We start from the raw sequence: 11933 nt of genomic DNA, 5'->3' as shown, positions 1-11933 counted from the left end.
CAGTTAACACCTTTAACCAATGATTGCTTGGCTCAGATCAATTATGTTTCAGTCAACGTCAGGAGGACTATTATGATCACGAAAGATGCAATTTTGCGAGTTGCGAGAATGACCGACAATCTGTCGGCTATTTCTAACATGTATCAAAACGCGTTAGGGTTTGATGTTTTATCTAAATATGAAGATGAAGATGGGTTTGATGGAATTGTTCTAGGGCATAAAAATCACAGCTATCATTTAGAATTTACTAACAGACTTTCTGATGAACCAAGAGAACATCAAGTAGCTGATACGTATTTGGTGTTCTATATGCCGGATAGTCGAGAGTGGGAATGGGCTTGTCGTTCTATGATAGAAGCGGGATTCAAATTCGTAGAAGCAAGGAACCCATATTGGAAACGTGTAGGTAAAACGTATGAAGATATTGATGGTTATCGCATCGTCATTCAAAATAGAGATTGGTCAGAGTAAAGACGATTGATAGCTATCTCAAAAATGAGTATTTTCTTTAAGGCCTTAGTTTGCAGTGTGAAGAGAAGGCCCTTTTTGTTATTTACTCTTCAGTTTGGTTAGTTACTTCATAGTATTATCATCACTATCATGGGCAATATACTACACTAAAACATACTCATATTGCCCTACACACAATCGAACTAACACAGACAAACAAGGCCTTTGACTCAATAAACAAAGGTGAAAATATTCGGTCTGTGATTCATTATGACAAATCCTATTTTCATAGTGCATTTAAACCGATTAACTATTGAAAAGGTCAACTTGGAAAATTTGCGTCCTTGGCGGTTTTTGTGGCGCTTGGATAGAGGCACAGTAAATGGAATTAGAAAATGTAAGTTCATCAAAAGTCGCTGGTGGATGGCATAAACAGTTTTGCTTCGAATCAAAGTCGTTGAATAGCAAAACTCGTTTTGCAATATTTTTACCCCCTAACGCAACCGAAGATAAACCTGTTCCCGTTATGTATTGGTTGTCGGGTTTAACGTGCACGGATGAAAACTTTATGCAGAAATCGGGGGCCTTTCAGGTTGCTTCAAGGCTTGGTATTGCCATAGTGGCACCGGATACGAGTCCAAGAGGTAATTCTGTACCGGACGACGTAGATGGTTCATACGATTTCGGATTGGGTGCTGGTTTCTATGTCAATGCGACTCAACCACCTTGGAATGTTCATTACAAAATGTATGATTTTGTGGTTGAAGAACTTCCGAATGTAATTGAACGGTATTTCCCAGTATCAGATAAGAGAGCGATTAGTGGGCACTCAATGGGAGGGCATGGAGCATTAATGATCGCACTGCGTAATCCAGAACGCTATAGTTCAGCGACGGCGTTTAGCCCTATAACAAATCCGACTAAGGTACCTTGGGGGCAGAAAGCCTTCTCTAATTATCTCGGCAATAATCGTGATGATTGGGAGCAATACGACACCTGTAAGTTGATGCGTGATTTCTCCGGTTCACCCGTACCAATGCTTGTTGAACAGGGTGACAAAGATGATTTTTTGCATACCCAACTAAAACCTGAGAATTTGCTCACATCGGTTGAATATGAAAAGTATCCACTAGAATTCCGTATGCAGTCTGGTTATGACCATAGTTATTTTTTTATTGCGACATTTATTGAAGATCATATTCGTTTTCATGCTAAAAATTGGATGACAGGTTAACCACTAATCGATCGGGTGAATAGGCACGATACACAACTACGCGGTCGTGTTTATATTCGCGCCCTTATACGTATTATTGATTGTTGCTAATTTGTCACCGGAGAATTGGTAGACTGTCGAATTCTTATTCTGGTGGTTTTCTTTTAACTTATGATAAGAATACGGCAGGTTGCGGTTGTTGTTCGAAAATGTAGCCGCTGGCTTTTGGGCGACTTCAGTAATAAGTTGATGACCAGATTTGAATGAGAGTACTGGAATTCCCGCGTTGTTCATGCCTATTCTTGAGCTTAGCTGCATCGTATGATTCCTCAATATAATTTCGATGCAGTTATGATACGAATGTTGCGCTATTAAACTGTTTCGTAGATGTCATCTCGTGTTAGGGTTTTGTAAACTTTGTTGAATCACCTATTAAAACCGTTAAAGTCATTCGCTTATAGCAACTCAACGGCTATACAACCAAGGCGCGATCAGCATAGAACTGTAAGGCACTACGTAAGTCTCCAATGAGTATTGGTTTGGTCAGTACTTTTGTTATCCCAATTTGGTCAAACATAATATGGTCTTGTTTCAGTGCATCAGCTGTTAATGCGATTATGGGAACGGCACTATCAACATATTGACGAATGTATTTTGTTAGTGCGATGCCATCCATTACCGGCATTCGAATGTCAGTGATATAGAGATCGTAGCGATGTCCTTCTGATAGATGTATTTTTGCTTCCAATCCGTTGCTAAAACTGGTTACTTTGCAACCTAACACATTCAATTGCCTCGACAGGATTTGTCGATTAAATAAATTGTCTTCGATAACAATTATGTTTAATCCAATATTAGAGTTAAATAATTGAATGTTATGATTGTCCACCAAGTTATGTCGCTTGAATACTCTACTTTTGAAGTCTATTTTAACCTTAGTACCAACGCCAAGTTCAGACCTAACAGACACCGCCCCACCTATAAGATCGACATAGCTTTTCGCCACGCTGGCACCCAAACCAGAAGAGTCGTTTTGCATCGTTCCAAACTGGTTGAAAGGTTCAGCAAAACAAGACAACTGATCTTTAGACATTCCAATGCCGTTGTCTTCGATAACAACTGTCACCAACGCATGTGAATGAGAAATCAACTTTACATTAAAACTGATTTCTATGATGGATTGTAGTTTTGTGGAATCTGAATACTTAATGGAATTGCTTACATAATTGAGTATGACTTGCCGTAGTTTTGTTTTGTCTGTCGATATTTCGATATAATCTGATGTACCTGAAAAATCTAAGTGACAGTTTTGTCTGTCCACTAAAGGTTTAGTGATGCTCTTTATTTCAGTGAAAAACTCAGTGGGAGAGAACTGGTCGATATTAACTTCCATCATTCCTGCTTCAATTTTCGATAGATCTAAGATGTTGTCTATGTGATTTTTTAGCGAAATAGATGATGAATTAAGTGTTTCAATATACTTCTCAGCTTTATTGCACTCACGACAATGGCTGTCATCTAACATTAATCCGACAGTACCAATAATACCGTTTAGAGGCGTCCGGATTTCATGACTCATTTGAGCTAAGAATTTACTTTTTTGTATACTTTTAAAGTGCTCTAATCTCTGGTTGTGCTTGGATCTAAGATACTCATTGTAGATAAAAACAATAAACCCTACGACAAGAATAAAAAATAGCGTGAGACCTACCAAAAATTGCTTGGTAGAATTGTTATGACTAATTAAATATTCATATTGCTGGGCACTATTAGAGTCGAAAAATTTATCTATACTTTCTATTAACATGTCCATGTCTTGTTGCTTTGTTTTATAAGAAATATGAACCTGAGAGAATGTTATAAATGATTCGTGATACAAGTTCATTTGAATTTTTATATTTGACAGTATCAATATTAAGGCTGTATTTTGTGTGGAATTATTTAGTTTCGTGATCTTTTCGCTCGCAAGAAATATATGATTTGAAAGTGAATGAGCCAACTTCATTTTATTATTAATATTTGATTCTAATTGAAAGTCACGATCAATTTGTCTAGCATCGGCTATGTTGATAACAAGTTCTTTGGCGATTTCTGAGGCATTATCGCTGCCATCGACTAAAGACAGTGAAAAATCGTGTGTGATCCCTAATGTTGAACTATATAGGTTCAATGCCTTGTCGACCATGTCTCTATGTAGCCTATAATGCTGTTTTTTAAGTAAAATTAGTGATTTGAAATTGTTTACAAGTAGGTTTCTAAATTGCATGTGGGTTTGAATGGATTTATTAATAGAATCGGCATCGTATTTTATTTTTAACTCTCGGTTATCAAATTTATTAATGAAAAATGTAATGTCAACCTCGTTCCCGAACTTCAGTATTTTTTTTGTGTCAAATATAATCTCATTTAAAGACTCTGCAAGAGACAAAGAATATTGTTGTGCTTCTATAGTGCTTTTTTGAATGTGATATATGTTGTACAAATACGCTGCAAACGAAGCAGACATAAAAGCAATGACAGTGATAGTAATGATATAATACCTGTGTACTCGATAAATAGTCACCATATGTTTTTTGGCTTGATCCGATAAGTTAACTTGATAGAAATACTCTAACAGTTAAATTTTCACATAGTGTTAGCACTTTGAAATTAAAACGAAGCAACGCTTGCTATGTCCAATGGTATTATCAAGCGTAGAATGAGCCTATTATTTTAGATTAAATTTTTATGCGGCTGATTAATAATGATAGATTTTGGTAGGCTTTTAAAAAGGTTTCGTACATCAAACTATTTAAGTCAAAATGAGTTGGTTGATCTGGTAACGAGAAAGGATAATAAGCTAGTTGGGTTGGATGTAGTAACTATAAGTCGTTGGGAAAACTGGGTCGTAGTACCTACGCACCGGCGCCAGATCGAAGTATTTCAAGGTGCTAATAAGTGTTATTTCGATGTTGTTTCAGCCAATGAAGATTTACTGACCCATAAGTTCAGGCCCAAAATAATCGAAAAATCAAATGTATGGGAAAATACTGAAAATATTCAGTTGGAAAATGTCATATATAAAGAAATCAAGTCAAAAGATGAGAAAGGTAATATTCTGTATTGCATATTGTATACAGACAAAAAAGGTATACCTCTGGGGCAAATAACATATAAATATCTCTCTGAAAATGATTTTTGGCATTCACTAGATAAAGTAAAAAACTCATCAGTCAACGATAATAGTAGTGAAAAATGCTTACAAATAAGCTCAATGTTTTGCTTGTCAAATAAAATATTACCACACATGCTAGGCTTGGTAACAAGACAGTTATTAATAAAAAAAATCAGCATGATCGGTTTTTCGAGCAAAAACAAAAAGTCCAACCTGAAAAGGTTTTTAAGAGCAGTTGGGTTTAAAATGCATAAAGAGAAACAAGACAGAACGTCATTAGTTTTGACTTATTATGATGCGCTGTATAATAAAGAATTATTTTATTGTTCAATTTTAGTCGGTTTTCAGGGTGAATTAAATGTCAAAAAAATGTAAAGATATACTAATTGTAGAAGATCAATATTTTTTCCAAGATATTCTAGAAATAGCCTTGAGGGATATCGTACCAAAAGAGGCGAACATCAAGAAGTCCATAAGTGGAAATCGAGCTATTGACTTGCTAAAAATTGAGTCTGATTCAATAGGGCTGATACTCTTAGATATGAAGATGGAAGATGGAGATGGAATAACCGTATTAAATTATTTGGAGCAGAACGGATTATCTGATATTCCCGTATATATCGTGAGTTCATTAGACAGTGAGTTTATCAGTTTCGTTATGCAGTCTATTAGCGATATGGATATACGGCTGGTCGGTTTTATTCCTAAAGATACACCAGATTTTGTGATCGATAGAATTTCTGATATCAAGCAGGATATTTTGACATTTTTGTTGGAAGACAAAACAAAAAAATACTATGACCCTATTAAATATGCTCCTAAAGACCAAGGCTCTGATATTATAACAAAGCTTGAATCAGATCTAATTTTATATGTTCAGCCAAAAATCAATATACAAGAGGGTGGTTATATCTCTGGTTATGAAGTCTTGAGTCGTTTGTACGACGAGCAATTAGGCATCATTGAACCCAGTAACTTCCTCCATTACATTAATACATTGGACAAAAAGCTCGCTTTTAATTGGCTAGTAATCGAAAAAATATTCAGGTTTCTAGAGAATAGTATCGAAGTAGGAGCCTACCATAACCTCTCCGTCAATGTTGACCCTGATGTACTTGGCCATAAGGATTTCGTCAATAAATTTGATAGACTAGCAAAAGCTCACAATGTCGATGTTGGGTTTGTTACTATCGAGTTAACAGAAGATTCTCAAATCGAAAACAGCAAACTGTATTTTAATATTGCACAATTAAAATTACTTGGTGTTCGATTTTCACTAGACGACTTTGGCAAAGGTTACTCCAATTTAGATCGAGTAGATCGCATACCATTTGACGAAGTTAAGATAGATTTAAATTTAATAGCAAAAATACGGAATAACGAAAAAGAAAAAGAGTTGGTTGTCTCAATACTCCATTATATCAAAGACAAAGGATGTAAGGTTGTTGCAGAAGGCGTTGAAGACAAAGACACCAATGATTTTCTTAAGTTTGTCGGTTTTCATGAAGCGCAAGGCTATTATCATTCCATGCCAAAACCGATGTCTGAAATAGAAAGTATTTTTACTCATTTCTTCAAGAATCGAATTTCATTATTACTGGGTGACATGAGTTCTGAAAGTTTTTTAGATATATATAACTATTTTCATGTGAATGCCGTTGAAGTGCTGGATAAACATCTAGCAAGAGAGGTTGAATTTGAACGAGAGGAATTTGTTCACCAGGTTAAAGGGATATTAAAAACAGCGGGATTGAACGAAGGTCTCAAATTTATTGAATTATATAGTAATACTGGCGAGCAATTGCATATTGTCAGGTTGAAAAAATACCTCAATTACTTCAATGGTTCATTGCTAAAAAGGATAATATGATTTATTGGGTTTTTAACAAACTTCTAATGAACTCTAATTCTGCGTCAGTTAGCTTGGAATTTTCAACATATAGATTATTGATAGTTCCAAGTTTTTTTGTTATATACTCTTCAATGTGCTTGATTTCATATTTATCCAGATTATCAATTTGAACGATCAAGTTGTCAATTTTACGTGAGCTAATCATAGTAGTACCTCAAGTTTTTAATTAATTATATCCTCCTATCAGGGTGATGGTATTGGCAAAGCAATGTTATTATTTGTAATTATTTGCCAGCAAGTAATTATGATGTTAAATATTGTAAATACAGAAAATACGACCACGAACATCAGAAAATTCCTATATTTGATATTCTTGTAAATGAGTAAATTAAGACGCATGAATTATGAAGCATTTAATGCATGGGACTTAGATGAAAATTTTCAATTTTGGTAAATTAATTAGAAAGTTAAGGGATTTTAATTGTATAACTCAAAATGAGATGGTGAGTCTTGTTGAAGAATCGACAGGCGGAGAGTCAGGGATTGATACGGTGTCCATTAGCCGTTGGGAAAACAATGTTATTGTTCCAAGTCACAGAAGACAGATAGAAGTAATTAGTAGCTTAGGTCATGATTTTTCGCAACTGGTTGACACGGAAATGATGACAGTTTCGCAAAAAGAGTTGCAGGGTTACTTAGTTAAAAAATTAATAGTGGATAATTATTGGGATTTTTCATCCCATAGTTGTAACGTAGCGAAACTGGAAAAACGAGAAGTCGTTAATGGTGGTACTGTTAGCTATTGTTTTGTTGAAAAAAATTGCGATATTCCAATCGCACTCATTTCATTTAGATTCGAAAATGATTCCCTGACTAAAGGCGATAAATATATGGTCATTGAGTCGCTCTATTGTGCTAATTCGGTTCTATTACTGAATATTATCGGATTTTTCATGTCTCTTCTTATCAAAAAAACTATTGATGGTATCATTTACAAGTCAACGAATAGAAATTCTCCACTAAATAAATTTGTGAAGTCAATTGGTTTTAAAACATTAGCCAGAAAAGAGAATATGTACATTAACGTCTTGTCCTATTCAGATGTGCTTTATAACAAAACTTATTTTAGTTTGGCATCTTGTTATCATCATGGTATCGAGCTGTAGCGTTTGCACACGTGTATAAACTCTGTCTGACGACTATGAGTCAACATAAAAAATTAAAATATAACAGGCGATGCTATTAAATCGATAGCAATATCTATTAATAATACCTTTGCCTCATTGGCGATGTGATTATTTAGGACCTCTTATTCCACCTATCCAATTCGGATAGGTTTTTTTTAGAGTTAATCGGATACCTACTAATGATATGCCGTTTAGAAGAAAAGCGTACTTAATTAGGGTAAACCCATTTTCTACATTCTTATTTTTACATTGTCTGAACTAATCAATTGTTAATGGGAACTATTCGTAATAAAATGGAGGTGTTTCTCTTAATCGGTTTATCAATTTGAAAAAGTGGTGTTTGATTTTTATTGGATGGTTGGCGACTGGGCTCGGGTTTTTGGGGGTATTTCTTCCCATCCTTCCTACCGTACCGTTTATTCTGCTTGCTATGGTCTGCTTTAGTAAGAGTTCACCTCGCTTTCAGATTTGGTTACAAAATAACAGGTACCTTGGCCCCACTGTTACTCGAATTAAACGTAAGCAGGGCCTAACAGTAACTGAAAAGAAGAAAATTCTGCTCTACAGTTGGATGTCTATCGTGACGACAATTGTTTTCCTGTTGGAGCGAGTCGAGTTGCAAGTGTTATTAAGTATTATCCTACTCATTGAGACTTGGGTGATTGTCCGTTATAAGACCTTTCAATCGACGAATATTAGGTCTAGTTCTCACTAAACGCCTTTTTCGCAGCATCATAACCGTACTGAATCATCTCTTCTGCGCGATCAAATTCAAATGTTCCACAGATGTTTTGAGGGATTTCTATTGTTTTATCCGGTGGGTAGGCCGCTAGTTTTTGTCGTGCAATAGTGCTTTGCATTGCGTCAAAGGCTTGGTTTGCAATGTCGTAGGCCTCGAAATTGATATTAATTGAACCAATGACGGAATCCTGTAATTTGTCGACATAGTGGCTTATTTTTTGTTGGATAGACCCCTTGCCTTGGCTAGGAATAACCTCGACATTTTCCGGCAGTTTAATTATGTCACCGCCTAGATTAACTGCTAAGGTTAAGTCGGTTTTGTCTCCAAATGTCGGCGCGATTGGTACAGGATTAAGTACGCCACCATCTATCAACGATTCTCCATCTATCTCAAACGGTGTAAAAAAAAGTGGTAGAGAAATAGAAGCTCTTATCGCATCAAAAAGAGGACCAGAGTTCAACCATACTTCTTTTTCTTCACGTACATTTGCAGCGATCGCAGTAAACTTGATATCAAGATCTTCAATTTGGGTATCACCGATAAGTTCGACCAGTGTATTAATAATTCGGTCACCTTTAAACAGGCCACTGGATTGCCAGGAAATATCGAGCAGTTTTGCCATTGATACTTTGTCGATAGCCGTTACCCACTCTACGAATGGGTCAAGCTTTCCTGCCGCGTATATCCCACCAATAAGTGCACCAGCAGAACACCCAGCTATAGATTGAATTTTGTAATTATTTTCTATTAACCAATGAATGACGCCTATATGAGTTAATCCTCTTGCTCCACCGCTACCTAGGACAAGAGATACTGTCTTTGTCATAAATGTCTACCTATCTGATGTAATGTGTCAACTATACACTCACCTCTGTGAGATAGGCGAATAATATAGCGACCAGTAAATAGCTTTATGTAATTAAATTACCAAAAATTAGATCAAATTCTTGCAATTTGCCATTAATGTGATTAGTATCACACTATAAAGTAAGTTAATTACATTTTTAAACCAATAGAGGAATATACAATGGGACATGATCTAGGCGCGGCATATTTGAGTCAAATTATCGCTAAGCAGATGGTAGAAGAAGCGATTTACGGTAAGTCGGAACCTAAAAGAAAATCTCGCATTAAAGCGTTGATTAAACGAATGATTAAATAAAAAGTGCCCCTCACATTAGTACTTAGGGGCATCTATCTTTATCCAAAAACCAAACAGAGTTACTTATAACATTAGAGTTTTGTTTCGTCTAATGCTGCTTCTAAACGATCTGCTCCACCGACATATTGGCTATCTAGCCATATCTGAGGCACGGTGACTGGCGTTTTTGCCCCAATGATCGCTTTAACTTCGGGAATCATTCGGTAAAGTGCTGCACTGTCTTTGACAACATCAAAATAATTGTATTCGATTTCAGCGTCATCGAGCATCTGTTTTGCTTTCACGCAGTATGGGCACGTTGCTTTTCCAAATACAATATTTCCTTTCAGTTCGTCGCGTTGACTCCACTGATTTATTACTGATTGAACGAGCACACCACGGTTAAGGGCTTCACCTTGGCTGATGACTTTTCCCTCTACAACAAGTATCGGCGCATGCCATGCCCCTAGTTTAAGTGGTTCCCACCAATGAGAAAGCCAGTCTTTTACTTCTAGTTCTACCGGCACATCTTTCAGCTCATTTGCAAACGTATCGCTAAGTATATCTTTGGTTAAGGTGCATTCGCCACAGGGGATCTTGACACTGAATGGCCCCCATTTCCCACCCCAACGATATAACGTAATTTTTACCGGCTGTACCATACAATTATTTTCCTTCACTAATCTTGCCTATTAGATAAGAAAGGGGCAAAGTAAAAAAAATTTCATTGAGCCGAAAATACTGATCATATCAATAAAGTATTAATATAAATTCAATTTTATTATTCGCTCAATATATCTGCATTTGGTTTGTAGTAGGGGACGATGCAGTTAGGACCAAACTTATTATTGGATCTAACTACAATCCCCTTGTTGTTACGGATTAGAAATCGTAACGGATGCCAGCTTGTAGTTGGTTGTCTAGGTTGTCCATCTGCTCAAATTTGTATCCTGCGTAGGTTCTTAAATTAGCGTTGAATTTGTATACACCCTCAATTGCGATGTTATCAGCTTCACTTGATTTTTTACTAGCTGCATCGAATTCGCTTTTATTGTATACGCCTATAAATACCATTTTTCCCATTGTGTACATTGCCGACATTTCGAATGCAGTGGCATCATCATCGGCTGCCTCGCCAAAAGCCAAAAATGCACCAAATGTAAAATCAACAATCGTTAGGTTACCTACGAAGTTGATTTGATAATCGTCATCCGTAGAAACGAAACCGGCACCTAGATCAATGGACTCTAGTGAATAGATGCCTGCAACACCGAAGCTCTCATCGCTATCATCTGCTTTTTGAGCCGCTAAGTAATTGGCTTTTAATGTGAAATCGGCAAAATGACCCGCGTATAAGAAGTTGGCTTCGCGCTTGTCTTTGTTTCCATCAGTAAGGTCCGCGGCGTCGGCACCAAATGTGGCCATAGTATCGGTAATGTCGGTCAACATTACTTGTGCAGAGTCTTGCTTACCATAAGAAAAGTCGCCTGCGGTCGAACCTATTCCGGCAAAAACATAACGATTATTAATGGTACTTGAATCGCTAGTATCAAATTCTGCTTCGTATTTACCAAACCCTTCTAATGACTCGCTTATTTGGGTTCTACCAACGACGTTAATACGAGCGCGTGATTTATCGTCGAAGGTGCTAGAAGATGCTGTTTTGTTGTTGTCTGAAATGTTAAACCGGGCTTCTGCACGCCCCCCTATCATTAACTCGTTAGTATCGCTTTCGTATACCGTTGCTGCCAAAGAAGATCCGGAGACCAACGTTGTGACTATAGTGGTTGCTAATATTGAAATTTTCATCTGACATATCCTATGTAGAAAATATTGGGTATTCGTCCCTCAAACATTTTCGAATAATCTAAACCATGGAATTGCAGCTTTTTCGGCACTTAGTTTTTTTAACTACTGGCCTTTATAATTTTTATTGAATTCTTCACTTAAATTTATGTCTAAGGGGAGAGATTTGTCCAAAATATTTATTAAACGTGGGCACCTAGGATTAGGCTTAATGACGGCGAGCGATTGTAGACAGCAACTATAGTCGGCATTGATGAAAACGCAAAATGAAAGGGGAGTCTTCAAGGGTTTGATTATTCAGTTGGAAACAGTGTGTGATTAAATTGTTGTTTATGTGAAATGATCTCGAGAATAAGAACTTTCATAAACTTTAAGAGTCGATGACTCG

General features: G+C 36.5%; 12 protein-coding genes. 7 read left to right on the top strand and 5 right to left on the bottom strand.

Annotated features, from left to right (window positions below; all coding sequences use genetic code 11):
• Positions 1-72: 72 nt before the first annotated feature.
• Entirely contained in the window at positions 73-471 is a 399-nt protein-coding gene (locus tag IUZ65_RS17030; RefSeq protein ID WP_195705237.1) for a VOC family protein, read from the top strand.
• Positions 472-832: 361 nt separating this feature from the next.
• On the top strand, positions 833-1684 hold the full coding sequence (gene fghA / locus IUZ65_RS17025) for an S-formylglutathione hydrolase (RefSeq protein WP_195705236.1): 852 nt from the start codon (positions 833-835) through the stop codon (positions 1682-1684).
• A gap of 36 nt (positions 1685-1720) precedes the next feature.
• Here the strand turns inward: fghA and IUZ65_RS17020 are convergent, their stop codons facing one another.
• Both IUZ65_RS17020 and IUZ65_RS17015 read right to left on the bottom strand, forming a co-directional pair.
• Entirely contained in the window at positions 1721-1981 is a 261-nt protein-coding gene (locus IUZ65_RS17020) for a hypothetical protein (RefSeq protein WP_195705235.1), read from the bottom strand.
• 154 nt (positions 1982-2135) lie between these two features.
• Positions 2136-4169, bottom strand: a complete 2034-nt coding sequence (locus IUZ65_RS17015) for an ATP-binding response regulator (RefSeq protein WP_195705234.1) — start codon at positions 4167-4169, stop codon at positions 2136-2138.
• Between the two features lie 237 nt (positions 4170-4406).
• On the opposite strand from IUZ65_RS17015, the gene IUZ65_RS17010 reads away from it, so the two are divergent.
• The 4 genes from IUZ65_RS17010 to IUZ65_RS16995 all read left to right on the top strand — a co-directional run bounded on the left by IUZ65_RS17010 (position 4407) and on the right by IUZ65_RS16995 (position 8571).
• Positions 4407-5192, top strand: coding sequence for a helix-turn-helix domain-containing protein (locus tag IUZ65_RS17010; RefSeq protein WP_195705233.1), 786 nt, complete (start codon positions 4407-4409; stop codon positions 5190-5192).
• Entirely contained in the window at positions 5176-6687 is a 1512-nt protein-coding gene (locus IUZ65_RS17005) for an EAL domain-containing response regulator (protein ID WP_195705232.1), read from the top strand. The genes IUZ65_RS17010 and IUZ65_RS17005 overlap by 17 nt, the downstream gene beginning before the upstream one ends.
• 413 nt (positions 6688-7100) lie before the next feature.
• On the top strand, positions 7101-7835 hold the full coding sequence (locus tag IUZ65_RS17000; protein WP_195705231.1) for a hypothetical protein: 735 nt from the start codon (positions 7101-7103) through the stop codon (positions 7833-7835).
• Between the two features lie 346 nt (positions 7836-8181).
• Positions 8182-8571, top strand: coding sequence for a YbaN family protein (locus tag IUZ65_RS16995; protein ID WP_331275677.1), 390 nt, complete (start codon positions 8182-8184; stop codon positions 8569-8571).
• Here the strand turns inward: IUZ65_RS16995 and IUZ65_RS16990 are convergent.
• Positions 8558-9424 (bottom strand): patatin-like phospholipase family protein, encoded by an 867-nt coding sequence (locus IUZ65_RS16990; protein ID WP_195705230.1) that lies wholly within the window; start codon positions 9422-9424, stop codon positions 8558-8560. The two genes, IUZ65_RS16995 and IUZ65_RS16990, sit on opposite strands and share 14 nt — an antisense overlap.
• A gap of 201 nt (positions 9425-9625) precedes the next feature.
• Between IUZ65_RS16990 and IUZ65_RS23435 the strand changes: the two genes are divergently transcribed.
• On the top strand, positions 9626-9760 hold the full coding sequence (locus IUZ65_RS23435) for a hypothetical protein (protein ID WP_269213846.1): 135 nt from the start codon (positions 9626-9628) through the stop codon (positions 9758-9760).
• A 71-nt stretch (positions 9761-9831) separates the two neighbouring features.
• Here IUZ65_RS23435 and IUZ65_RS16985 read toward each other — a convergent pair whose 3' ends face one another.
• Both IUZ65_RS16985 and IUZ65_RS16980 read right to left on the bottom strand, forming a co-directional pair.
• The gene (locus tag IUZ65_RS16985; RefSeq protein ID WP_195705229.1) at positions 9832-10401 is read right to left on the bottom strand and encodes a glutaredoxin family protein; all 570 of its coding nucleotides are present in this window, start codon (positions 10399-10401) and stop codon (positions 9832-9834) included.
• 220 nt (positions 10402-10621) lie between these two features.
• A complete protein-coding gene (locus IUZ65_RS16980; protein ID WP_195705228.1) occupies positions 10622-11548 on the bottom strand; it encodes a porin in 927 nt (308 codons plus the stop codon).
• Positions 11549-11933 lie beyond the last annotated feature (385 nt).

The sequence above is a fragment of the Vibrio sp. VB16 genome, assembly GCF_015594925.2.
GTDB lineage: Bacteria > Pseudomonadota > Gammaproteobacteria > Enterobacterales > Vibrionaceae > Vibrio.
Note: the sequence above shows the minus strand (reverse complement) of the source record. Positions and strands in the feature narration are given on the sequence as shown.